The following is a 22,035-nucleotide window of genomic DNA, read 5'->3' as shown; positions in this document are numbered from 1 at the left end:
GAATAATTAAGCTGCTTAGGTGAGCTTTGAAAGAAAGCCGAATAGTGTTGGAACCACTATCCGGCAAAGCTTGAGTTAACCTTTTCCGATGCAAGATCGGAATAAACAATTTGTTAGAACCATTTAGTATCAACTCAAACCAAAGCAAAGGTAATGAAAATATACATTTCTAACCTGGGTATGCCGCGCATGTGGCTGCCGCCAAAAATACTGCTGATTATGAAATTAATCGTAGTCATATTATTTACCTGTTTAATGCAGGTTAGTGCTAGTACGCTAGCACAAAGGATTACTTTGTCTGAAAATAACGCGCCCCTTGAACAAGTTTTAAATAAGATCAAAGCCCAGAGCAAAATGAACATCCTTTTTTCGGATGATATTTTTGATCAGGCGAAAAAGGTAAATATTAAACTATCTAATGCTCCCTTAAAAGAGGTTCTGGATAAGCTGCTGGAGAACCAGTCTTTATCCTATGAACTGAGCGACAATACCATTGTTATCTCTAAAAAAGCCCCTTCTCTACTGGACAAACTCTCCACCGTCATCTCGAACATGGTGAGAGATCTTAATGTTAAAGGCCGTGTGGTAGACCAGGATGGGAAACCACTCCCAAACGCAAGTATCCGGGTAAAAGGGAAAAGTGTTGTTACGAATACTAATGCTGAGGGCGAATTTGAGATTAAGAATGTAGCAGATGATGCGGTGTTGTTGGTGAGTTATGTTGGATTTAGGACACTGGAACTGCCTTTGAAAGATGCGGTCATGCCTTTGGAAATTAAGCTAAATGTGGCAACTGGTGAATTGGAGGAGGTGAAGGTAACCTATTCTACAGGATATCAAACCCTGAATAAGGAACGAGCGACTGGGTCATTTGTTCAAATAGATAATAACCTAATCAACCGTTCAGTTTCAACAAATATATTAGACAGAATTATTGGTGTTTCAAGTGGTTTAAATTTTGAGCCGAATCCAAAAAGTGGTGCTGGACAAAATAATAGGAGTAATATATCTATTCGTGGTAATAGCACGATCCAAGCCAACTCAAATCCGTTAGTTGTCATAGACGGATTTCCTTATGACGAATCAATTGTATTGAGTAATGTAATTAATAATATCAATCCTAATGACATCGAGTCAGTTACAATTTTGAAGGATGCGGCTGCAGCTTCTATATGGGGAGCACGATCAGGTAATGGTGTTATTGTTATTACAACAAAAAAGGGTAAGTATGGACAGAAATCTAGAGCTTCATTTAATAGTAATTTTACAATTGGAAATAAACCTAACCTATTTTATGTTAAAAGGATTTCGTCTGCTGAAGCTGTCGAAATAAACAGGATAAAATTTGCCGATAGTATATATAATATTTACGATGATTCTTATCCATCAATTAAATATTTTCCAAGTGTTAGTTCCGGTATTGAGTTATTACTTGCAGCGAGGAAAGGAAAAATAAGCAAAGATCAACTTGAATTGAAATTAGCCGAACTCGAGAAAATTGATGTAAGAGACGATATAGACAAATATCTTCGACAGGAAAGTGTCAACCAACAGTACGCCTTAAATTTATCTGGGGGGAGTAATAATTTTAATTATTATGGATCTATTGGATACGATAGAAACAGAAGCACAAATGTAGGTGATAAGCTTAGTCGATTAACTATTAGGTATGAAAACAGTTACAAATTGACGAAAGACCTAGAATTAAACGGATACATCAACTATGTTCAAAACAAGAATATTAATAATGGCATTGGGGCTGTCTTTGGCGAACCGTACTCGAAGCTGACAGATGAAAATGGTAATTCTCTATCAATACCATTCGGACCATTAAGAAAAGCTTATATCGATACAGCTAGTTATCCAGCTTTATTAGAATGGAGATACCGCCCTTTGGATGAACTGACATTCAACGACAACCAAACTAAACAAGTAGATAATCGCTTCGGCTTTGGTGGAAAGTATCAGTTTTTCCCCGGATTGCATGCTGAGTTAAAATATCAATATCAGAAAAGCACTTCTAGTACAATAAATAATTATTCAAAAGAAAGCTACTTTGTGCGGAACTTGGTTAACCAATATATGCAGCGTTTATCCAACGGGACTATTAATTACCTAATTCCAAATGGAGATATTTTGCAACAAAGCATCGTCGAATTAGTATCAAATAATGTAAGGGGACAGCTAAATTACAATAAAGTTTTAGGTGTTAATCATGCACTAGATGCAATCTTAGGCGTTGATGGACGTGAAGTCACTTCAACTAGCTTTAGTGACAGAAAATACGGATATGATCCTATAAATGGAGTTTTTTCTAGTAATATTGATTTTTTGAACCGGTATCCTGTACGTCCTGAAGGAAACATGAGTGCCATTCCTAGTGCTAGTAGTATTGGAGGAACAATAAACAGGTATATCAGCTATTTTGGAAATGCTGCTTATACGTATAAAAACCGCTACACTCTTTCAGTCAGCGGGCGAATGGATGGTTCAAATTTCTTTGGCATTAAAGCAAATCAAAGAATAACACCTTTATGGTCTGTTGGGGGTTTATGGGACGTAACGAAAGAGAATTTCTACAAAACAAATTTGTTATCTGTCTTGAAAATTCGAGCTACCTATGGATATAACGCCAACTTATTTAATTCTGTAACGGCCTATCCTACGATACTTTATAGTAGCGGTAGTACTAATTTTATTTCGCAAAATACTTATGCAAGGGTTACAAGCTCTGGAAATCCTGAATTACGTTGGGAACGTGTAAGAATGATTAACATAGCAGTTGATTTTGCAACGTCAAACAGCAGAATTGGCGGGTCAATAGAGTATTATAATAAAAAAGGATTTGATTTAATTGGTCCTATCCAATTAGACCCAACGACAGGATTTTCAGAATTAACAGGAAATAGGGCCTCAATAAAAGGTTATGGGATCGATGTGGTACTTAACACACTCAATACAACCGGAACGGTTTCATGGAGAAGCAACTTTTTGCTGAGTTTTAATACTGACCGGGTAGTCTCCTATGAATCCAAATCGCAAACGGCTAGTAGTTTCGTTACAGGCCAACCTTATATAGGAAAGCCTTTATATTCGATATGGAGTTATAGGTGGGCTGGATTAGATCCTAAGAATGGAAATCCAAGAGCTTATTTGAGTGATACTATAGCTTCATTTAATCTTGTAAATACTAACGCTAAACCAGAAGATTTGGTTTATAATGGTACTGCAGTTCCCAGATATTTTGGCTCTTTAAGAAATACACTTACCTATCGGAATTTATCTTTGTCATTTAACATACTTTACAAATTTGATTATTTCTTTAAAAGGAACTCAATTCAATATGGAGGAATAGAAGGGCTTTCAGGACATAGTGATTTTTCTAAACGTTGGAAGAAACCAGGAGACGAATTAGTAACTAATGTTCCTTCTATGTCCGCTTCTGTCGCGGGAGGTAGAGATTTTATATACTCCCAATCAAATATTTTAGTCGAAAAGGGAGATCACATTCGCTTACAAGATATACGATTGGATTATACCTTTTCAAAGAAGAAGCTCGGAAGGCTACCTATTCAAAATGTCTCATTATTTATTTATGCAAATAACCTTGGAATTTTGTGGAGTGCGAATGACCTAGGTATAGATCCAGAGTACGGAGATTCAGTAATCCCCTCCTCACGTTCACTATCAATTGGTTTAAATGTTAACTTTTAATTGAATTCTGATGAAAACTAGATATAAATATTATAAGAATATTTTTCAATTCTGTTTTTTGTTCTGCTGTATTGTGATCTTGAATCTGACTTCATGTACAAAGGAATGGCTTGATAAAAAGCCAGATATTAAGACAACAATACCTGCTTCCTTACAGGATTGTCAGGCACTATTAGATTACAATACTCTCTTTAATGGAGATAGTCCTGGTCTTGGGGAGATTGCTTCAGACGGCCATTTTGTAATTGAATCCAGAATTTTAACGATGGCCGATAACTCACGAAATGCATATACTTGGTCGAACGAGTTGCCTTACAGAAATGTTTCTGATTGGATTAGTCAACCGAATCTGGGATCCTATACAAGAATTTTTACTTGTAATCTTATCTTAGAAACATTAGAAAAAATAACATTAAATAATTTAAATCAATCCTTGTGGAATAATATCAAAGGCCAAGCTTTATTTCAAAGGGCCCGTTCGTTTTATGAATTAGCCCAATTATATGCTCCACCTTATCAATTAAACAGCGAAAATAATAGCCTTTGCATTCCATTACGTTTAACAAGTGATATAAATATTTTATCTGTTAGATCAACAGTAAAAGAAACTTATGAATTGGTCATAAATGACTTAAAATTGGCCCAAGAGCTCTTACCTATTACACCTAGTTATAAAACTCGAGCCTCTAAGCCAGGGGCATTTGCTTTATTAGCAAGAGTTTATTTAAGTATGGAAGATTATACAAATGCGGGTATTTGTGCTAATGGGGCATTGGAAATTAATAGTGTTCTTTTAGATTATAATACACTTATAATATCTGATCCTTTTCCTGTAAAGCAGTTAAACACTGAAGTTATATTCCATTCTTCCCTGGTCAATTATGGCGAAAATGGAACTGGGTTGCGTATTGACCCTCAATTAATTAGTCTTTATCAATCCAACGATTTGAGAATTCCTGTCTTTTTCTCGCTTTCTGCTGGGCAATACTCCTTTAAAGGTAGTTATACAGGCTCAAGACAGTGCTTTAATGGATTGGCAAATGATGAAATGTATTTGATTAGAGCTGAGAGTAGGGCACGTGCAGGAAGTTTCAATGAAGCCATGGCAGATGTAAACACATTGTTGAAAAATCGTTGGAAGAAAGTAGGAGGAATAAGTACATACGTGGATCAAAGTGCAACAAATCAAAGTCAAGCATTGGAGATCGTTTTACAAGAGCGGAAGAAAGAATTGTTGCTAAGAGGACTAAGGTGGAGTGATATGCGTAGATTGAATAAAGATCCGCGATTTGCTGTAAGTTTATCCCGAACGGTTCAAGGGAAAATATATACACTTGAACCAAATAGCTTCAGATATGTATTCCCACTTCCAATTGATGTCATAGAAATGAGCAATATGTCTCAAAATCCCGGGTGGAATAATTAACCAACTAAATCAACTAGAGTAACATGGAGAAAAGAGCTACTCTGCTACCTATTATCATTCTATTGAACAAAAACGCACATATGAAAATGAAATGCTTATTAATAATTTCCCTAATAATATTTGGACATTATTCGAACGCTAATGACACAGTCAATTATCAAATGCAATACTCAAATGCTGACCGCGATTGGAAAGTCTTGGAAGAATTATTAAAGCCCGCAAACAAATCAGGGAAGCAGAAACTCTACCTAGATGAAAGTCTTGGATTGGAATATAGAAATAAAGGATTAGAATTTTGGTACAAATATCCTAATGACCCCAGGAGGTATGATTGGTTTTACTTTACGTCGGGTTTTCCATCAGATTCTGCAGGCCCAAAGTACTGGAGCAATATAGAAACAGGTGCAACATTGTCAAGTGAAAAAGCATGGTATTATGGACAGATAATTCCTGTAAATCACAATGCAATAAGAAGGTGGGAATTAATATATCCTAAGCTTTTAAAGGAATTTATGGTTTCCGATATTTCTATTAAGAAAAAAAACACCATTAAATCAATACAACTGTATTCTTATCTATATCATAGAATTAATCCCTCTTATCAAGCCTCTGCTAAACTCGATTTAAAACATGTACAACGAATATTTAAATCGGTTGCTGAAATGTTTTATGGAGATGGTTTTGAAATTGTGACTGGAAGATCAAGGAATATAAACTTTGAAAATGCCGGTGGCATCAGTGACCCCTTTAGAATCATCGATGGTACATTAATTTCAAAATATGAAATTTATGGCTTGACTACGAAGGAGATCATATACTTTCTCAAACCTTTTCTTGACTCATCTAATCCTCATATCCAAAATTGGGCAAGTGAAAAAACCAAACTATTAAGTTTGAAAAATAAGTTTTTTGACTTTCAAGCAGTATCCATGAATGGAGAATCATATAGTTTAAGTGAAGGAAAAGGCAAGGTCATTTTATTGGATTTTTGGTCTACATCCTGTGGAGCTTGCATAAAAGCAATGCCACGATTGAAGGAAGTTTATGAAAAATACAAGGATGACGGATTTGAGGTTTTTTCTATTTCTATTAATCCAAAAGGAGACAAAAAAGATGTTGAAAAAATACATAATAAAATTGGTGCAAAATGGCCTACGTTCTTAATAGGAGGGGAATCCTGGAAGGATAAGGAAAGCCTAGGTTATAAAATTTGGAATACCTATAATTTTCAGTCTGTGCCACAATTATTTCTATTAGATAAAGAAGGAAAGCTGGTGGCATATAACGGTACGTTACACTCTGATTTAGAACAAATAGTCAAAAAGTTATTAAAATAAATCTTATGAAAAATTTAAATTATATAATATTTAGTTCTCTATGCATTTTACTTTGCCATCCACTGGCGAAGGCCCAAAATGAAAAGGGGTATGAAATCAACGGCAAAGTTATCGGTATAAAGGATGGGACTAAAGTATTTCTAAAACGAAATGCAGAGACGGGAGGAGGAATCGATACATTAGCAATTACAGAAGCAAAAAATGAAAGATTCCAATTTAAAGGTAATCTAAAATTAGTGGGTGATTATTACTTTATTACCATTGATTCAATTGGATCAAAGAAATCATCCGGCCCCATTTTTATGGATAACTCCAAAATGTCTTTATTAGCTTCTGAGAAAAAATGGCCAAATGATGTTACGATAAAGGGCTCAGATGCAACCCAGCAATATAACCAACTGACGCAAACACTACGCCCTATATCGAAAAAAATAGATTCATTAGAAAAAATGTATAATAGGCTAAAAACAGACCTACACAGCAAAACATTAAATAGGAATAGCGATACTGCAAACGACATATCTAAACTTAATAATTTAGATATGGAAATGAAATTAGTGGTTCAGCATTACAAAAATAAATGGATTGATTTTATTAACGCAAATCCAAATTCATTATATACAGCCTACTCCATTTTAAAGGGAGGAGACTTCTTAACAACCTTAAAAGAACGGCAGGAGTCGTATGATAAATTAACTGAAAGGGTCAAAGCTAGCTTTTATGGAGTAAAGCTGAAGAAATCTTTTGAAAATAAAAAAAGAGCTAAAAATATATCGGTTGGCATGTCTGCACCCGATTTTGTTTCTATAACTCCTGAAGGCAAATCTCTGTCTTTAAAAGAAGTTATTGCAGAAAGTAAACTGACATTGGTAGATTTTTGGGGAAGCTGGTGTAAGCCGTGTCGTGCAGCAATACCTAACATCAAAAAGGTTTATAACGAATTTCATGACAAAGGATTTAACATTCTTGGTGTTGCAGCAGAATATTCTGCCGGGGCATGGAAAAAGGCCCTCGAAGAAGAGCAAATGCCATGGTATCAAGTTTCACAATTAAAAGGGAGAAATGAAGATGCTTATGTGATTTATGACCTGAATGCTGTACCGGCTTATTTGTTAATCGATGAAAAGGGAAAGATCGTCGCAATAGACTTACCTGCGTCTAGTAATTTATCAGCAGGGGGAAAACTACATGGCAATGATTTGTATAGGAAAGTTGAAGAAATTTTGGGAAGAGGAAAATAGGTAAATAATGAAAAGATTATTAACTCTAATGGGTTTTGTGCTGCTTGGCATGGTGGTGCAAGCCCAGATCGTAAAATCCGTAAAATGGAAAGGGGCGAGAAAATTAAAAGGCAAAGTAAGTTTCATGGTCTGCTATGTAACATAATGTCTGCCGCCAGAGGAAGTTGAATTTAATATCGCATTGAAATAGAACCCAATCTAACTAATCTATATTATTCATTTAAATTTTCTCCTTTTTCTGAAAAAGGAGGCTAAAACTATGAAGTTTAAAAGATTCCTATTGCCCATTTTTCTTTTTGCAGTCATATTTACTGCAATGGCATTTACATTGCCCGATGAGTTTAATACAGTAAAAAACACAAAAGTAGTTGACCCTGTATTTTCTTACTATTTTATTTATATAGGCCCATCTCCTGTGAGTGACTTTAGTGAGTATACTGACGCCGACAACTATGTATTATTACCCGGTGGTCAAAGTCCCTATGAACAGTGTGAATCTGGATTGGATGAAGTTTGCATGGTATTGGTCGAACGATTTTGGAATGGATTTGAGTGGAAACCAGATTTTCAATATAATTCTGGTTATGGAAGTGCGTACTGGGGCCTATATAATTTTTTTATTAGCGGTATTCCAGCTACTAATACGGTTATTTTAAAAGGGTTATAAAATTAAAATAGATTGGGTTAAAGAATTAACACTCTCATCATCCATAAAACGAGCGAAGGGAGCCAATACCCTTCGCTAATTAAAAAACAAGCTATGACCACGAAACAGAACATCCAACAATGGTTATAGAAAGTCGCAACGAAACAGTAATCCGCCTGTACCAACCGGTTTCAGAAGAGTACCTCAGGAACTTTTGGAGGAGTTCATGGTTGAGAAAAAACTGATAATTAAAACCAATCCCTAACCTACCTAAACTAGACATTATGTATATAGTAAAACTCGTGACAATACGGAATGCGGGCATACGCGGGCTGACTTGGAGGCGATCAAATATTAAGCATCATGAAAAAAATATTGGTACTTATCGTGCTTTTTAACGTCCTTTATGCAAGGGCACAACAGTCTGATCAAAGCTATTTTGAACAGCACGTAATCAAAGTGGTTATGGATTATAACGCGGAGATCGGAAAACTAGGCGAAGCATTGAAACTGGCCAAAGCCAGTAACAGTGCAGACACCATTGCCTTGCAAGGCAAGAGAAAGGAAACCGTATACGCTTGTTTCCAGGTGCCACAAGATTTTGTTGTCAAAAACCCGGCTTCTCCATTTTGTATCGCTGCATTGACCATGCTGGGTGAAGGTGGGGACAGCTCCCCCGTTCAACTGGTTGACCTGGAACGGTTGTTTAATTCACTGGCCCCTGAACTGAGAAACAATGCGGAGGGCAGGGCTTATGCCGCCAAACTCGCTTCACTAAACTGGCTGAACAGGATTAAAAAACAGCTTAACGATGCCAGTGTTTTAAAGGGAATTTCGGGTAATGCGGTAGCGGAACAACTGAAAGAAAAAATAGGGAAACGCATAGCGGTCAACCCGCTTGGCCCTGCCTCTACGTTCTTTGATACCGACAGTGCATTGATGAACAAGATAAAGCCTTCGGTATTGATCGTAAACATGGCCTACCAGAAAGACAATACGCTGAAAGTAAATACAGCTACGGCTTATGTAATTGCTGCTTCGGGTATTTGCGTGACCAACTACCATGTGATGCGCGAGTATAGCAGGAAGGGGATCTATACTTCCTTATCGGTAACCGACCCTAAGGGCAAGGTTTACCCTGTTACTGAACTGCTGAGCTGCTCAGAAAGTGATGACCTTGCTGTGTTTAAAGTGGATACCCGTGGTGAGCGGTTTATCGCTTTGCCATTGGGCGAAGAAGCTGAGAAAATGAGGCCGGTATATGTACTGGGACACCCGAAGCAGGACTTTTACCAGTTTACCACGGGGCAGGTTACAGAAAACTACAGTAGTACCCTTTTTGGCAGGCCCTGTAAGCTGATGAACATTACCGCGGAGTTTAATGTGGGGAGCAGCGGTGGGCCTATTGTAGATGGGTATGGCAATGTGGTAGGAACTGTAAGCAGAAGGAATGATGGTAATGGAATGAAAATGGGGATACCGGTTAGCGAACTAAGGAAGTTGATTGAATAAAGAGATTAAAAAATATTAGCGCTGTAATCCGGTGATGAATTGCAAATGTCGAAGACCGGGGGAGTTTGTACTTTTTCTCCCCTGGCTTCATTTGCATCCTCGTCATTCGCTGTGGATGACAAGAGGAACTCTCAATAACGAATAATAGAAATAAAACAATATAAAATGCAGGAACTAGAATATTATAATATGTTGCTCAACATAGTGGAGCAGGACCAGTTTTATGATCCGGGACTGGAATGTGAGCACATGCGGGCCGACATGGAGGCGATCAAAAGCAGCATCAAGATGCGTTTGATCGTCGATCCTGACACGGTACTGAATGAACAGAATGACCTGAAGAAGAGCTGCCTTGAGCTGCTGCTGCGGTTGTACGGTACTTCGTTGCGGATAAAAACACAGGACAGTAAGGAATATGGCAAAAGGGTAATGAAAAATATGGTGATCATGACGATGACCCATGTGCTGGAAGACCTGTTCGTGTTTTTTAAGGACTATGGTGACCTGACGATGAAGGAACTGTAAAAAGGCTTTAAAACCGGTTTAAATTTACTGGATACATCCTTAGGACTGTAGCGGATTTGCTATGGTCTTTTTTATGGTTAACTATTTGATAATGAATAAATTATATTTTAAAATATTGGAAATTATTTAGTGTTTTAGGCTATTTTTTACATAATTTTGTCCTGTAAATTAAACCAGATATGAAAGTAAGAGCGCCTTAAGTAAATCAGTTTTCCCTGCAACATAAATATGAATTACAATTAATTAAAAACTTATTAGATGAATGAAAAATTAATTCTCTTGCTCTACCCAAAGCACAACAGGACGGCGTGCCTGGTGATGAAAAATGACAGGCAGCTTTACCGGATCAACCACATGTGGAATTTCCCTGAGTTTGTCGATCAGCTGGAACTGGTCTGTACAAAGATCGGCAAAGGTTTATATTATGTCCACTGCCTGGATCTTTGTGACAAACGGTCGGGTGACTGGGCGATGGTCTGTAGTTTTACCGATATGGAGGGCACTGTCCGGCTTTGGAACAAAGCGATTGATCCTGACGCTAAGAAGCCAGTATTTTCCTGGAGCGGCACAGTAACAACTTTTCAAAAAGCGGTGGCGAACCTGCTTAAAATGGTCCGCTGATTTTTATCTAAACATCTTCCTCCTCTCTGAGGGATGTTTTGCTTGCCTGTTCTTATCGGGCCTGATGTCCGCCTCTCAGCGGTATTCACATTTAAATTTTTATTTTTATGAAAGCAATCTTGTTAAGGATTGAAAAGCTGCTTGTTGCGGTATTGGAAGAAATGGGCAGTATGCACAGTAGTGCCGGTACGCGACAGAAATTGGCCCCGGCAGTGCCTGATGTATGGCTGAATAAGGATGCGGTGATGGATCTGCTGTGTATTACGGAAAGTACTTTTTATCGCCGGTTGGCGGAGTGTAACTGGGTCAGGAAAAGGAACGGCAGGGAATGGTATTATTTGAAGAGGTCAGTTATTTGAAAATGTTTGCAAATATAAATGTAAATGGGAGCGAGTCGATATAACAAAAAATTCTTCAAGACGTTACCTTCGGCAATGTTGATAGTGATCTTGCTGAACTTTATGGTATTGAAACGAAAAGGATGAATGAACAAGTTCGTCGAAATTTAGATAGGTTTCCAAAGGACTTCATGTTTCAGCTGAATCATGAAGAGTCAGATTTTTTGAGGTCGCAATTTGCGACCTCAAAGACTGGGAGAGGAGGGAGAACTTATTTACCTTACGCTTTTACTGAGCATGGTGTGCTGATGCTGTCAAGCGTTTTAAATAGTAAACAGGCAATACAGATTAACATTCATATTATGAGGGTTTACGTAAGACTCAGAGAATTATTATTAGCACATAAAGATGTGTTTGTCAGGATTGAACAGTTTGAAAAACAAATGATTAAACAGGATCAAAAAATTGAGGTGCTGTTTACGTATCTAAATAAGTTTATGGATAAAGTAGATGGGCCTAAGGAGCAGATTGGGTTTAAGGTAGGAAAGGAAAAATAATCATCAATAGCTGTCCAACTTCTATGAAAGTATAACCAGGGCTTGGCAATCGATGATTGAAAATAATCTTCATGAGATTACTCAATATCTAAATAAAGAAAACGTGGATCCTAAAGACCTTACGATCACAAGTGGGAATCTTTGATATCGCAAATTGCGATATCAAACAAGGGCAGAGGAGGAAGGAGGAAATTACCTTATGTTAGCGGGATGAACAGCTTAAAAACAACTGGGGTACTATTTGTACCTTGGTTGAGACAGTGGATTAGAGAATAGAAATTGGCAAAATAATAAGGGTCGTTATGACAAATGTGATATTTGTAATAATTAAGTATCTTTGAGTTATGCAAACAGCAGTTCAGAATAAACGCACATTAATATCCCTGCTTAAGGCTAATAGCCAGAAACTGAAGTCATATGGTGTTGCTAAACTGAGTATTTTTGGTTCTTTTACCACAGGTCAGCCTACTGCCGATAGTGATGTTGATCTGTTGGTAGATTTCGACCCAAATCAAAAAAGCTACGACAACTTTATGGATCTGTCATTCTTTTTGGAAGATTTGCTCGGTAGAAAAGTTGAAGTGATTACACCTCAATCTTTAAGTAAATACATTGGGCCACATATCTTAAAAGAGGCTGAGCATGTTGCCATCTAGTATTGAATTGGTTAAACATATTCTGGATGAGGTTTCTTTTACTAACTACTGTTAAGGGGGAAGATAAAGAATTCGTAATTGGCGATCCTGTATTATCACGTGCCATTATCAGAAGCCTTGAAATTGTTGGAGAGGCAAGTACGAAGCTAGACCCAGAATTTAAGGCGGCATACCCACACATTGAATGGCGAAAAATGGCAAATACCCGACATCGCTTAATACATGATTACTTCGAGTGGATTATGACATTGTCTGGGATATCATAACTACAAAATTACCAGATCTGGAAACGGATATTCAATCTATTATTTCAGAAAATTAAATAAGGCATGACAGCTAAAATATTTGCTTATGCAAGTTGGGACTACTCTATATTGGAATTTTCCGAGCGCAAGCTTGGTGCATTGACAAAATTTGTAAAAGAAGTAGACGGTACAGTTTTGCACGCTCCAAAAAATCAGTTATTGAAAGGTACTATGAGCAATACTATTATAGTTGCTAGTTAAAGGTTCGTTAATTTAGCTCTAACATTTATAATATGGATATTAAGTTGTTTGAAAGCAAGCAATTTCACCGTAGTTTTTTAGGCAGGCCTTCTAATACGAGTTGATAAGAATGGTCAATCAATTCGCGAATGAGTGCGGGCTTTAATCGGCCATCCATGTATATGGTATTCCAGTGTTTTTTATTCATGTGAAAGCCGGGAATAATTTCAGGATGCTTCTCTCGTAATTCAATAGCCCGTTCCGGATTGCATTTGGCATTAAAACGATTGGCTTGTTCCAACCCGATCAGCAGAAATATTTTACCGCCTACTTTAAATACAAGGGTTTGTTCTCCGAATGGCAGGCCTTCGGTTGTTCCTGGCTTGCTCAGGCAGTAATCACGTAAATCTTCTATGTTCATGGGTATCTCCGGTGATCTAAATATACAAATGATATATTTGATGGTGAATGGAGGGTATAAATGTTTTTTTAAGTATAGATCTGATCTCAGAAAGCAATGTGTTTTAGGTAAGCCAACATCCCTTTTGGAAGTTGAAAGATTAGTAGATAGACAGGGAGTGTAAATTGAACTGTGTCAGTTAAGAAATTTTTTTTGGCTGTTTTCTCTCTGATATTTCTGTCTTACAGGCTTTTGATCAATGTCTTGTCAATTGCTGTTGCTAACTTTTGCCCTACATTATTTTGACCTGCATACTGAAGCCAATTGTTAACGGCAAATTGAACTTCGTCAATTATTTGTTCAGGCTTACTTATTGAGTTTTGTTTGGCAATAGTTAGGAGATCTTCTTTAGTGATATTTGATCGTTTGCCATTTATACTCAGGTTGTGTTGGCTTACCCAGTCACTGTCAGGTCTGTATGCATAACAAATGTCATATGCGGGGGCTAAAGCCCATTTGCCGTCTGGGTGCATAAGGAAAGCAAAATTTTTGGTATGATCGTCGCAGTTTTTTGCCAGTACGTTGAATACCATTCTCCGGAACATCTGTTCTGCTTCTGCATAGGTTAGTTTTAACTGACGCATAGTCTGAAATAGTTGTTCATAGCTGTAGCTCAGTATCTGATTAAAGTCGTAGTGGGCTATAGCGCATAAAGTCTGTGCATGCAATTTTTGGTTGCCACCAATTCTGTCGAAGCGTTTGGTCATAAAATGGGCACGACCTTCTTCTTCTATAAGCCTCGACTCCATCATCTCCAGTCCGGCTGAAGTTGCCATTTGGTAATATGCCATTTCTACTCTTCCATAGCCATGACTTGCGCCAAACTGCGTGTCACTTACTCCGTCAAATTTCAGAAGCCAGTGTTCAAAGCCTTTAGCCAGTGTTTGCCCCGATCTTATTTCTCCGGTTTTTTCATTGTAAGCAATAATTGCTTTTGGGCGGGCACCGCCCGCCGAAGTTCCCATTTTTAGTACTTCCAGCAAAACGTCCCGCATTTCATCATTTGTATGGATTTGGAAAGCTTCTTTGTTGTTTAGTAGTCTTTGTGTAGTTTCTATTAAACTGGAGATTTCCAATGTATGAGACTTTGTATTAGGAGCAATAGAGGGTTCAAATTCTAAGGCACCCATACCTCTTGCTCCAATGAAACATAACAATTCTACCGGATTCAATGATCCTTCAGGTCTTCCGTTTTGTGCTAACCAAATATTGATCAGGTCAGTTCCATACCTGTCAGGGAGTACATCGGCCAATAGCCCTGGTAAGCCTTTGAAAGTTTGATTGCCCCTTAGATCCGGAAAAGAAAAGATCCTTTTCATCAAAGGCATTTTAACTGGGGCAATTGGTAATTGAGATTGCAGAAACTTTGTATCGTATTCAAAGGACGCTATTTGTTGCTGTTCGTCCCAAGCAACCGCACCTACCAGTTCTCCCCATAATTTTATATATGCAGTTCTTACCATCCTAACTCGTCTTCTTCCGGGTGTCCTTTCGTTCTGAATGCCCGTTTACGTTTTTTTTGTTCTTCTTTTGCTAGCAACATTGGACTGATTTGTGGCTCTATTTTAAATCTTTCCAGTACATATAATGCGTCCAGCATCCGTAAAATTTTGATTAAATTGATCAAAGAAATGCTTTCACCTCGTTCTATAAGACTCAATGTAGATCGGCTGATAACTGCTCCGCTGGCCAGTTCATCCTGCTTGATGTTTTGTTCAATTCTTTTTTCTTTAATGAACTCACCAATCTGTTTCAATATTGAAACATCACTATTGGCATTTATGTATGAAATATCATTCATAATTAATCCTTTCTATAGTTTATGTATGAAATATCATTCAAATATATAGAAAAATTATTTTATATAGTAATGAATGAAATTTCATACATTATGTCATGTTAATTGTTTTAATGTATGAATTTTCATACTTACTTGACTGATTTGTGAAGTATTACTAGTCATGGCATTTCCCTTCAGAAATGCCATGACCACAGTGGGGGAGTTAATAGAACTTTATCGAGTGCCTATATTATCCGACTATTTTAGCCCTTCGACACCGATTTCTATATTTTATAAGGAATATCGAGCATTTGAAGATATTTTAAATGATGGAGATTTTACTCGTACACTTGACGTTTATTATATGCAGCCCTAAGGCTGATATAAACTTCAGTTTAGTTGATTAAACATATCCTGGATGAAGTTTCTTTTATAAGGGAATTTGCAGTAATTCAAGTTGATGCTTTCGCTCATTAATCATATCGGGATGTTCATCAATTTCTTTATCTGTTAAATGGGGATTTGATTCGTACAATTTGAAATCTATGGTGTCGGTCATGTATGTACTGATGTCGAAAATCGAATGTCTTTCATCATCAATTAAGTAATCCAGTAATGGATCTGCTGTGTATTACGGAAAGTACTTTTTACCGCCGGCTGGCGGAGTGTAACTGGGTAAGGAAAAGGAACGGCAGGGAATGATTGATCGGGACTTGGCGGAACTTTACGAGGTAGAGACTAAGCGAATAAATGAACAGGTTAAACGGAATATACAAAGGTTTCCAGAAAGATACTGTTTCCAGTTAAGTCTCGAGGAAAAGACTGAACTGGTCGCAAAATGCGACCGGTTCGCTTCTTTAAAACACTCATCATCTCTACCATATGCATTTACGGAATCCGGTGTAGCAATCATTGAAGGATTTGGGTATGAAGTGGTTTGCATTTTCGAAGATGGCGCTTTCAGCTTCTGAAATTTTGAAGCGTTTGATATAAGTAAGGATTTGTTGAGATTCCCAAATCCTTCCAAAATCAGGGCTGAGATTCCCAATCCCTCCCAATCCCTTCCATAATGATTTGATGGCTTTGTGCTTGTTTTAAAGCTGTTTATGTTTGTGCTGTCGCTGCTGTTGAGTGGCGATGTTTTATGTGATCGGGGCCGGTGCACAGGTCGGAAAAGCGTAAGAGTTAACAGTTTTATTAATTAAGGAAAAATTATGGCAAGATTTAATAATGGAATAAATGGTGCTTTTTCTGGTAAGATAGGCACTGTAATTGGTGCTGAATGCAGAGGGGTGCAGTATGGAAGGAGTATTGGAAAACCCAATACTAAAGGTCCGACACTGGCACAGCAGGAACAGCGGAATAGGTTTGCATTGGTTTTTAACTGGCTCAAGCCGCTGCTTGATGTGATCACAACCGGCTTTGGTTTGCTAACCGGCAAATCTACGCCGATGAACAATGCGGTTTCTTATCATTTAAAGGAAGCGGTAACCAGAACTGGCGGGGAGATGACCATCGATTACAAAAAGGCGATATTCAGCAGGGGAGAACTGTTGGCCTCCTGGATACTGGAGGTATTGACACTTGCGGAGGGGTTGCTGAGTTTGCGATGGAAAGAGCAAGAGGAGACCTTGTTTTGCGGGAAATCGGATAAGGCCTCTTTTGTGGCCTATAACCCGGCTAAGACTAAGTTTATAAAGTTTAAAGATGCTGCGATAAGAGGGGACGGGGAAGTGATGCTCCAAATGCCTCCTGATTTTTCAGGTGATGACCTGCATTGCTGGATGAGCTACGCCAGTGAGACCGGAAATAGGGTAAGTACTACAATTTATATTGGTAAAGTCCGGATGGCTTAAAATAAAAAAGGCCGTATGAGGATACGGCCTTTGAATGTTTTTAGTATTGATTACTTGATCTGTGCTTCGGCACGTGCGATATATGCGTCGATCATTGCTGCTTCCTGGCTTTCAGGATATTGGGTCTTGATCTTGGTATATGCTTCCTGTGCATTTTTAAAGTCTTTCTGGTTTTCATAAACCAGGCCTAGTTTTTTAAGGAACATCGGCGAAGTAAATTTGTTGCTTGCTTTGTCGGCTGCCTTTTTGTAATAGGTAGCTGCTTGCTTATAGTCTTTCAATTCGCTGTATGCATCGCCGAGGAGGCCTAAAGCCAGCGGGTCAGCAACCGGACTGCCGGTATCGGAATAATTTCCTAAAGATTCTATGGCTTTTTTGTAGTCACCCTTGCGTAAATAAATGCCGCCTAAATAGAGGTTGGCAAGATTAGCAGATTTGGTATTGGCATATTCCTCTGCAATTTTTTCAAAACCAGGGTAGCCGCCTTCTCCGTTGATGGCTTTGTTTGCCAGTGAGTCTATGCCAAGAAACTGCTCTGCTTTGTACATTTTAGCTGCTGCTTCTTCTGCTCTGCCTTTAAGGTAAACACCCTGGTACCAAAGGTACACTCCGATTAACACAACAATAGCGCCTGCAATGAACAATAGGCTTTTCGAGTTTTCTTGTAAAAAAGAACCCTTTCTTACCTGTTGATTTATTTCTTTTTCTGTTATGGACATCTTATTTAAAAAAATTAAGGATTGCAAAAATACGTTTTTACATTAAAGTATCAACTGCTTTTTTTAGTATTTAAATAAAGTTTAACAATCTGAGCGTTAAATAGAAGTGATTGGAGTAACTTTGAGTCCGGATCTTATGTGGTTAAAGAATATTACACTTCTGAATTTCAAGAATTATGCGGATGCAAGTATTAGTTTTTCTAAAACGGTAAATGCATTTGTAGGCAATAACGGCGCCGGTAAAACCAATTTGCTGGATGCCATCCATTATCTGTGCCTTTGCAAAGGTTATTTCAATCCGATAGATACCCAGCAGATCAAAACTGATGAGGACCTTTTTTTGATACAGGGTGATTTTGACCGGAAAGAAAAGAACGAAAAGATCACCTGCGGAGTAAAGCGGAACCAGAAGAAGCAGTTTAAGCGCAATAAAAAAGAGTATGATAAGCTGGCAAACCATATTGGGTTGTTTCCATTGGTGATGATCTCTCCTTATGATACCAATATTGTGATGGAAGGCAGTGAGGAGCGGCGGCGTTTTATGGACAATGTGATCTCGCAGACAGATACGCATTACCTGGATGAGCTGATTCTGTACAACAGGCATTTGTTAAACCGGAACGCCCTGCTGAAACAAATGGCGATAACCCGCAGCTATGATCCGGCATTGCTCGGGATCTATAATGATCAGCTGGTGAATTCGGGGATCAGGATCTTTGCGAAACGGCAGCAGTTCATGCTGGATTTTATTCCTCTGTTTGATAAGTACTACCACTACCTGACCGATGGGAATGAGGTGGTGGGGCTGCAATATCAGAGTCAGCTTGTGGATACTGCTTTTGAGCATTTGCTGGTCCAATCCTTTGAGAAAGATAAAATTTTGGAAAGAACGACTGCCGGGATCCATAAAGATGAGCTGATCTTTACCATCGCGGGAATGCCTTTGAAGAAATTTGGATCACAGGGGCAGCAGAAATCTTTTTTAATTGCATTAAAGCTCGCGCAATATGCTTATCTTCAGAAACATAAGGGTTTTAAACCCTTGCTGCTGCTGGATGATATTTTTGATAAACTGGATGACAACCGAATGCATAAGTTAATGGAAATGGTGTCGCACCGGGATTTCGGACAGATCTTTATCACGGATACGGGGAGAGAAAGGGTGCTGGCCCTGTTTAACAGGATCAACGTGCCGGTAACATTATTTGAAGTAAATAACGGATCAGTAAATCATGCGTAAACCAAATGACATTACCTTAAAAGAAGGAATAGGCAAGTTACTGAATGTGTACCGGCTGAAGGGAAAATTTGACGAAACTGCAGTTATCGCTTTTTGGCCGGAGCTAATGGGCAAGGCTGTGGCCAACAGGACCACACAGATCTATATTTCCCAAAAGAAGCTATTTATACGGTTAGAATCGTCTGTTGTAAAGAATGAATTGCTGATGGTTAGGGCCGGCATCATTCAAAAGATCAATGAACGAGCCGGCACTGAGGTAATTACTGATATCGTATTTCTTTAATCTCTTCCTCAAAAAACCTTTCTGATCAGCCAAATGATCAGAGCAAGCACCAATACAACTACGATTACACCGGTCCATACTCCGGCTTTGAAAATGCCCTCTACCAATTCACAACTTGTCAGGGTTGTAGAAAGGAGGCCAAGAATTGCGAGTGGATAATATTTTCTGATCATCATATTTTGTTTTTCATAGGTAACAAAATAGGATGATAATGGTTTTAGGATTTACTTTCCATTTACCTTGAGCAGTTCTATCTCAAATATAAGGGTGCTGTAGGGCGGGATGTCCTGTCCTGCACCGCGTTCGCCATAGGCAAGGTTGTACGGAATAAAGAATTTGTATTTTGCACCGGTCTGCATCAGCTGGACACCTTCTGTCCATCCTGCGATTACGCCGTTTAATGGCAATGAAAGCGGCTCATTTCTTTTGTACGAACTGTCAAACTCAGTCCCGTTTAATAAGGTTCCCTTGTAGTGTACGGTTACGGTATCAGTAGCTTTTGGAGCAATGCCTGTGCCCTTGGTCAGGACCTGGTACTGTAGGCCGCTGGCTGTTACCTGGACACCAGCCTGCTTTTTATTGTTTTCCAGAAAGGCTTTCCCTTCTGCCAGAACCGGGGCAAATTTCTTTTGAGACGCACTTTTAAATGCATTGTTGATCGTGGTTTGTGACAGTTCATTGCTGATTAGCAATGGTTTGCCGTCAAATGCATCCTGGAGACCTTTTAAGACGAGCTGGTAGTTGAGTGAGGTTAAGCCATTGCTTTTTAAGCTGCCTGCCATAGCTGTTCCGAATGAATAGCTTGCTGAATCCAGGTTATTTTTAAAAATAACCGGAGTGGTTGTTTTCTTTGCTGTGTTACTGGCTACAGTTTTCTTTGCCGGTGTTGTTTTTTTTGTGGTTTGTGCAGAGACCGCGAATGCACATAAGGGTAGTAAAGCGGTAATGATGATCTTCTTCATTTGTTTAAGTTGTTTTGAAAGGTACAAACTAAATAAAAAATAAGCACCTTTTTGGGGTGCTTATCTATGATATCGATTTTTCGGTCGCTGTTGAAATCTAGAAGCGTTCAGCTGCTGTAAAGAAAAAATCCCCTTCGATTGCGGCATTTTCATCAGAATCAGATCCATGAACTGCATTCGCATCAATTGATTTTGCGTATTTCTGACGGATAGTGCCTTCTGCAGCTTCTGCAGGGTTGGTTGCGCCGATCAGTTTTCTGAAATCTTCAATTGCATTGTCCTTTTCAAGGATTGCCGCCACAATAGGGCCTGAAGACATGAAGTTTACCAGGTCTGTATAAAAGGGACGTCCTTTGTGTACTTCATAGAATTTGCCTGCTGTCTCAGGAGTAAGCTTAGTATATTTTAGTGCGATGATCTTGAAACCGGCGGCTGTGATGTCATTAATAATAGCGCCAATATGCCCATTTGCAACTGCATCTGGCTTGATCATGGTAAAAGTTCTGTTTGTAGTCATCTTTTTTATTCAATTTTTTTGCAAAAATACATTTTATACTGTTAATATTAAAGTTTGAAACTTACATAAGATTGTTACGCGTTTATATCACAATATAATAGGCTTCAATTAATCATTAAATCATTAGCTTTGCGCCCGAATATTATGTTGTCCATTTCAGAAATAAAATCATTGCTGGCTACGCCGCAGAAGATAGTGATCACTACGCACCACAAGCCAGATGGAGATGCTATGGGTTCTTCATTGGGTCTTTATGCTTATCTGATCCAGTTAGGGCACCATGTTAAGGTAATTACACCAACGGATTATCCTTATTTTTTGCACTGGATGCCCAATAATTCGGATGTGATCATTTATACGGAACAGAAGGAACAGGTGGCTGCACTTGTTGCAGATGCGGCTATGATATTTTGTCTTGATTTTAACAGTCTCGGCAGAATAAACGAACTCGGAGAACTGGTCAGATCATCTGAAGCATATAAGCTCATGATAGACCATCACCTGGATCCGGAAGATTTCGATGATTACCGTCACTGGAACATCAATGCCTGCGCTGCCGCACAGCTGGTTTATGATTTTATTGTCAATGAACTGGAAGACGGCGCGCGGATGAATAAAGACATTGCAACCTGTTTATATACGGGCATCATGACCGATTCGGGGTCTTTCAGATTTGCCTCGGCTACATCAGATGTCTACAGGATCGCGGCCGAACTAATAGACCTGGGGGCAGAACATTGGAGAATTCACCAGTTGGTATACGATAATGCAACGGAAAACCGTTTACGCTTCCTGGGGCATTGCATCAGCGAGAAACTGGAGGTACTCAGGGAGTTTAACACAGCGATAATATCCGTCAGCAAAGAAGAGCTCAATGAATATGATATCGAAACGGGTGATACCGAGGGGATTGTGAATTATGCCCTTTCTGTCAATGGGATCCGGCTTGCTGCATTTATTATTGAAAGAACTGATAAAGTTAAATTATCTTTGCGCTCCACCGGGGATTTTCCTGCAAATGAGATCTGCAAAAAATACTTTAGCGGCGGAGGGCACAGGAACGCTGCCGGAGGGGTTTCCGAGAAAAGCCTGGCAGACACTATAGAAGAATTTAAAACGATATTAACCGAATATAAAACACAATTATTACAATAGAAAAA

At 38.6% G+C, this 22,035-nt stretch carries 26 protein-coding genes; 19 read left to right on the top strand and 7 right to left on the bottom strand.

Annotation, left to right across the window (positions count from 1 at the left end; translation table 11 throughout):
- Window positions 1-153: 153 nt before the first annotated feature.
- The 14 genes from QEP08_RS14790 (at window position 154) to QEP08_RS14725 (ending at window position 13,079) form a co-directional block, all read left to right on the top strand.
- Window positions 154-3,714 (top strand): SusC/RagA family TonB-linked outer membrane protein, encoded by a 3,561-nt coding sequence (locus QEP08_RS14790; protein WP_285059161.1) that lies wholly within the window; start codon window positions 154-156, stop codon window positions 3,712-3,714.
- A 10-nt stretch (window positions 3,715-3,724) separates the two neighbouring features.
- The gene (locus tag QEP08_RS14785) at window positions 3,725-5,140 is read left to right on the top strand and encodes a RagB/SusD family nutrient uptake outer membrane protein (RefSeq protein ID WP_285059159.1); all 1,416 of its coding nucleotides are present in this window, start codon (window positions 3,725-3,727) and stop codon (window positions 5,138-5,140) included.
- A gap of 23 nt (window positions 5,141-5,163) precedes the next feature.
- Window positions 5,164-6,477: a TlpA family protein disulfide reductase gene (locus QEP08_RS14780; RefSeq protein WP_285059158.1), complete on the top strand. Its 1,314-nt coding sequence runs from the start codon at window positions 5,164-5,166 to the stop codon at window positions 6,475-6,477.
- A 5-nt stretch (window positions 6,478-6,482) separates the two neighbouring features.
- A complete protein-coding gene (locus QEP08_RS14775; RefSeq protein ID WP_285059157.1) occupies window positions 6,483-7,718 on the top strand; it encodes a TlpA disulfide reductase family protein in 1,236 nt (411 codons plus the stop codon).
- Window positions 7,719-7,725: 7 nt separating this feature from the next.
- Window positions 7,726-7,863, top strand: coding sequence for a hypothetical protein (locus tag QEP08_RS14770; RefSeq protein WP_285059155.1), 138 nt, complete (start codon window positions 7,726-7,728; stop codon window positions 7,861-7,863).
- 114 nt (window positions 7,864-7,977) lie between these two features.
- Window positions 7,978-8,385 (top strand): hypothetical protein, encoded by a 408-nt coding sequence (locus tag QEP08_RS14765; RefSeq protein WP_285059154.1) that lies wholly within the window; start codon window positions 7,978-7,980, stop codon window positions 8,383-8,385.
- 342 nt (window positions 8,386-8,727) lie between these two features.
- The gene (locus QEP08_RS14760) at window positions 8,728-9,876 is read left to right on the top strand and encodes a S1 family peptidase (RefSeq protein WP_285059152.1); all 1,149 of its coding nucleotides are present in this window, start codon (window positions 8,728-8,730) and stop codon (window positions 9,874-9,876) included.
- Between the two features lie 165 nt (window positions 9,877-10,041).
- On the top strand, window positions 10,042-10,401 hold the full coding sequence (locus tag QEP08_RS14755) for a hypothetical protein (RefSeq protein WP_285059151.1): 360 nt from the start codon (window positions 10,042-10,044) through the stop codon (window positions 10,399-10,401).
- A gap of 258 nt (window positions 10,402-10,659) precedes the next feature.
- Window positions 10,660-11,022: a hypothetical protein gene (locus tag QEP08_RS14750; protein WP_285059150.1), complete on the top strand. Its 363-nt coding sequence runs from the start codon at window positions 10,660-10,662 to the stop codon at window positions 11,020-11,022.
- 107 nt (window positions 11,023-11,129) lie between these two features.
- Window positions 11,130-11,381 carry a hypothetical protein gene (locus tag QEP08_RS14745; RefSeq protein WP_285059149.1) on the top strand — a complete coding sequence of 84 codons (252 nt, stop codon included), beginning with the start codon at window positions 11,130-11,132 and terminating at the stop codon, window positions 11,379-11,381.
- 122 nt (window positions 11,382-11,503) lie between these two features.
- The gene (locus QEP08_RS14740; protein WP_431844614.1) at window positions 11,504-11,917 is read left to right on the top strand and encodes an ORF6N domain-containing protein; all 414 of its coding nucleotides are present in this window, start codon (window positions 11,504-11,506) and stop codon (window positions 11,915-11,917) included.
- Between the two features lie 344 nt (window positions 11,918-12,261).
- The gene (locus QEP08_RS14735; RefSeq protein ID WP_285059148.1) at window positions 12,262-12,573 is read left to right on the top strand and encodes a nucleotidyltransferase family protein; all 312 of its coding nucleotides are present in this window, start codon (window positions 12,262-12,264) and stop codon (window positions 12,571-12,573) included.
- 26 nt (window positions 12,574-12,599) lie between these two features.
- Window positions 12,600-12,839, top strand: coding sequence for a HepT-like ribonuclease domain-containing protein (locus tag QEP08_RS14730; protein ID WP_285059146.1), 240 nt, complete (start codon window positions 12,600-12,602; stop codon window positions 12,837-12,839).
- Between the two features lie 63 nt (window positions 12,840-12,902).
- Complete coding sequence (locus QEP08_RS14725) at window positions 12,903-13,079, top strand: hypothetical protein (protein WP_285059145.1); 177 nt, start codon at window positions 12,903-12,905, stop codon at window positions 13,077-13,079.
- 64 nt (window positions 13,080-13,143) lie between these two features.
- Here the strand turns inward: QEP08_RS14725 and QEP08_RS14720 are convergent, their stop codons facing one another.
- The 3 genes from QEP08_RS14720 to QEP08_RS14710 all read right to left on the bottom strand — a co-directional run bounded on the left by QEP08_RS14720 (window position 13,144) and on the right by QEP08_RS14710 (window position 15,319).
- The gene (locus QEP08_RS14720) at window positions 13,144-13,479 is read right to left on the bottom strand and encodes an MmcQ/YjbR family DNA-binding protein (RefSeq protein WP_285059143.1); all 336 of its coding nucleotides are present in this window, start codon (window positions 13,477-13,479) and stop codon (window positions 13,144-13,146) included.
- Between the two features lie 221 nt (window positions 13,480-13,700).
- Window positions 13,701-14,981: a type II toxin-antitoxin system HipA family toxin gene (locus QEP08_RS14715; RefSeq protein WP_285059141.1), complete on the bottom strand. Its 1,281-nt coding sequence runs from the start codon at window positions 14,979-14,981 to the stop codon at window positions 13,701-13,703.
- The gene (locus QEP08_RS14710; protein WP_285059139.1) at window positions 14,975-15,319 is read right to left on the bottom strand and encodes a helix-turn-helix domain-containing protein; all 345 of its coding nucleotides are present in this window, start codon (window positions 15,317-15,319) and stop codon (window positions 14,975-14,977) included. Before QEP08_RS14710 ends, QEP08_RS14715 begins: the two co-directional genes overlap by 7 nt.
- A gap of 677 nt (window positions 15,320-15,996) precedes the next feature.
- Between QEP08_RS14710 and QEP08_RS14705 the strand changes: the two genes are divergently transcribed.
- Both QEP08_RS14705 and QEP08_RS14700 read left to right on the top strand, forming a co-directional pair.
- Window positions 15,997-16,269, top strand: a complete 273-nt coding sequence (locus QEP08_RS14705; protein WP_349019040.1) for an ORF6N domain-containing protein — start codon at window positions 15,997-15,999, stop codon at window positions 16,267-16,269.
- 243 nt (window positions 16,270-16,512) lie between these two features.
- A complete protein-coding gene (locus tag QEP08_RS14700; protein ID WP_285059137.1) occupies window positions 16,513-17,154 on the top strand; it encodes a DUF6266 family protein in 642 nt (213 codons plus the stop codon).
- A 50-nt stretch (window positions 17,155-17,204) separates the two neighbouring features.
- Here QEP08_RS14700 and QEP08_RS14695 read toward each other — a convergent pair whose 3' ends face one another.
- On the bottom strand, window positions 17,205-17,873 hold the full coding sequence (locus tag QEP08_RS14695) for a tetratricopeptide repeat protein (protein ID WP_285059135.1): 669 nt from the start codon (window positions 17,871-17,873) through the stop codon (window positions 17,205-17,207).
- A 136-nt stretch (window positions 17,874-18,009) separates the two neighbouring features.
- Between QEP08_RS14695 and recF the strand changes: the two genes are divergently transcribed.
- Entirely contained in the window at window positions 18,010-19,113 is a 1,104-nt protein-coding gene (gene recF / locus QEP08_RS14690) for a DNA replication/repair protein RecF (protein ID WP_285059133.1), read from the top strand.
- The gene (locus QEP08_RS14685) at window positions 19,106-19,396 is read left to right on the top strand and encodes a DciA family protein (RefSeq protein WP_285059132.1); all 291 of its coding nucleotides are present in this window, start codon (window positions 19,106-19,108) and stop codon (window positions 19,394-19,396) included. Before recF ends, QEP08_RS14685 begins: the two co-directional genes overlap by 8 nt.
- An 8-nt stretch (window positions 19,397-19,404) precedes the next feature.
- Here the strand turns inward: QEP08_RS14685 and QEP08_RS14680 are convergent, their stop codons facing one another.
- From QEP08_RS14680 to QEP08_RS14670, 3 genes are all read right to left on the bottom strand, one after another.
- A complete protein-coding gene (locus tag QEP08_RS14680; protein ID WP_285059130.1) occupies window positions 19,405-19,572 on the bottom strand; it encodes a hypothetical protein in 168 nt (55 codons plus the stop codon).
- Window positions 19,573-19,620: 48 nt separating this feature from the next.
- The gene (gene bamJ, locus QEP08_RS14675; RefSeq protein ID WP_285059128.1) at window positions 19,621-20,358 is read right to left on the bottom strand and encodes a BamJ family beta-barrel-assembly machinery protein; all 738 of its coding nucleotides are present in this window, start codon (window positions 20,356-20,358) and stop codon (window positions 19,621-19,623) included.
- Window positions 20,359-20,455: 97 nt separating this feature from the next.
- Window positions 20,456-20,875 (bottom strand): nucleoside-diphosphate kinase, encoded by a 420-nt coding sequence (locus QEP08_RS14670; RefSeq protein WP_285059126.1) that lies wholly within the window; start codon window positions 20,873-20,875, stop codon window positions 20,456-20,458.
- A gap of 144 nt (window positions 20,876-21,019) precedes the next feature.
- Between QEP08_RS14670 and QEP08_RS14665 the strand changes: the two genes are divergently transcribed.
- Window positions 21,020-22,030, top strand: coding sequence for a DHH family phosphoesterase (locus tag QEP08_RS14665; protein WP_285059868.1), 1,011 nt, complete (start codon window positions 21,020-21,022; stop codon window positions 22,028-22,030).
- The last annotated feature ends 5 nt before the right edge of the window (window positions 22,031-22,035 follow it).

The organism is Pedobacter ginsengisoli (assembly GCF_030244015.1).
In the GTDB taxonomy this organism is placed as follows: Bacteria; Bacteroidota; Bacteroidia; order Sphingobacteriales; family Sphingobacteriaceae; genus Pedobacter; species Pedobacter ginsengisoli.
The sequence above is the reverse complement of the archived record's forward strand: the minus strand, read 5'-3'. Positions and strand labels throughout refer to the sequence as shown.

What these genes read in the sequence shown, in the direction of transcription:
- QEP08_RS14790 (WP_285059161.1), top strand. Translation starts at nt 154, where the DNA reads ATGAAAATATACATTTCTAACCTGGGTATGCCGCGCATGTGGCTGCCG.
- QEP08_RS14785 (WP_285059159.1), top strand. Translation starts at nt 3,725, where the DNA reads ATGAAAACTAGATATAAATATTATAAGAATATTTTTCAATTCTGTTTT.
- QEP08_RS14780 (WP_285059158.1), top strand. Translation starts at nt 5,164, where the DNA reads ATGGAGAAAAGAGCTACTCTGCTACCTATTATCATTCTATTGAACAAA.
- QEP08_RS14775 (WP_285059157.1), top strand. Translation starts at nt 6,483, where the DNA reads ATGAAAAATTTAAATTATATAATATTTAGTTCTCTATGCATTTTACTT.
- QEP08_RS14770 (WP_285059155.1), top strand. Translation starts at nt 7,726, where the DNA reads ATGAAAAGATTATTAACTCTAATGGGTTTTGTGCTGCTTGGCATGGTG.
- QEP08_RS14765 (WP_285059154.1), top strand. Translation starts at nt 7,978, where the DNA reads ATGAAGTTTAAAAGATTCCTATTGCCCATTTTTCTTTTTGCAGTCATA.
- QEP08_RS14760 (WP_285059152.1), top strand. Translation starts at nt 8,728, where the DNA reads ATGAAAAAAATATTGGTACTTATCGTGCTTTTTAACGTCCTTTATGCA.
- QEP08_RS14755 (WP_285059151.1), top strand. Translation starts at nt 10,042, where the DNA reads ATGCAGGAACTAGAATATTATAATATGTTGCTCAACATAGTGGAGCAG.
- QEP08_RS14750 (WP_285059150.1), top strand. Translation starts at nt 10,660, where the DNA reads ATGAATGAAAAATTAATTCTCTTGCTCTACCCAAAGCACAACAGGACG.
- QEP08_RS14745 (WP_285059149.1), top strand. Translation starts at nt 11,130, where the DNA reads ATGAAAGCAATCTTGTTAAGGATTGAAAAGCTGCTTGTTGCGGTATTG.
- QEP08_RS14740 (WP_431844614.1), top strand. Translation starts at nt 11,504, where the DNA reads ATGAATGAACAAGTTCGTCGAAATTTAGATAGGTTTCCAAAGGACTTC.
- QEP08_RS14735 (WP_285059148.1), top strand. Translation starts at nt 12,262, where the DNA reads ATGCAAACAGCAGTTCAGAATAAACGCACATTAATATCCCTGCTTAAG.
- QEP08_RS14730 (WP_285059146.1), top strand. Translation starts at nt 12,600, where the DNA reads ATGAGGTTTCTTTTACTAACTACTGTTAAGGGGGAAGATAAAGAATTC.
- QEP08_RS14725 (WP_285059145.1), top strand. Translation starts at nt 12,903, where the DNA reads ATGACAGCTAAAATATTTGCTTATGCAAGTTGGGACTACTCTATATTG.
- QEP08_RS14720 (WP_285059143.1), bottom strand. Translation starts at nt 13,479, where the DNA reads ATGAACATAGAAGATTTACGTGATTACTGCCTGAGCAAGCCAGGAACA.
- QEP08_RS14715 (WP_285059141.1), bottom strand. Translation starts at nt 14,981, where the DNA reads ATGGTAAGAACTGCATATATAAAATTATGGGGAGAACTGGTAGGTGCG.
- QEP08_RS14710 (WP_285059139.1), bottom strand. Translation starts at nt 15,319, where the DNA reads ATGAATGATATTTCATACATAAATGCCAATAGTGATGTTTCAATATTG.
- QEP08_RS14705 (WP_349019040.1), top strand. Translation starts at nt 15,997, where the DNA reads ATGATTGATCGGGACTTGGCGGAACTTTACGAGGTAGAGACTAAGCGA.
- QEP08_RS14700 (WP_285059137.1), top strand. Translation starts at nt 16,513, where the DNA reads ATGGCAAGATTTAATAATGGAATAAATGGTGCTTTTTCTGGTAAGATA.
- QEP08_RS14695 (WP_285059135.1), bottom strand. Translation starts at nt 17,873, where the DNA reads ATGTCCATAACAGAAAAAGAAATAAATCAACAGGTAAGAAAGGGTTCT.
- recF (WP_285059133.1), top strand. Translation starts at nt 18,010, where the DNA reads ATGTGGTTAAAGAATATTACACTTCTGAATTTCAAGAATTATGCGGAT.
- QEP08_RS14685 (WP_285059132.1), top strand. Translation starts at nt 19,106, where the DNA reads ATGCGTAAACCAAATGACATTACCTTAAAAGAAGGAATAGGCAAGTTA.
- QEP08_RS14680 (WP_285059130.1), bottom strand. Translation starts at nt 19,572, where the DNA reads ATGATGATCAGAAAATATTATCCACTCGCAATTCTTGGCCTCCTTTCT.
- bamJ (WP_285059128.1), bottom strand. Translation starts at nt 20,358, where the DNA reads ATGAAGAAGATCATCATTACCGCTTTACTACCCTTATGTGCATTCGCG.
- QEP08_RS14670 (WP_285059126.1), bottom strand. Translation starts at nt 20,875, where the DNA reads ATGACTACAAACAGAACTTTTACCATGATCAAGCCAGATGCAGTTGCA.
- QEP08_RS14665 (WP_285059868.1), top strand. Translation starts at nt 21,020, where the DNA reads ATGTTGTCCATTTCAGAAATAAAATCATTGCTGGCTACGCCGCAGAAG.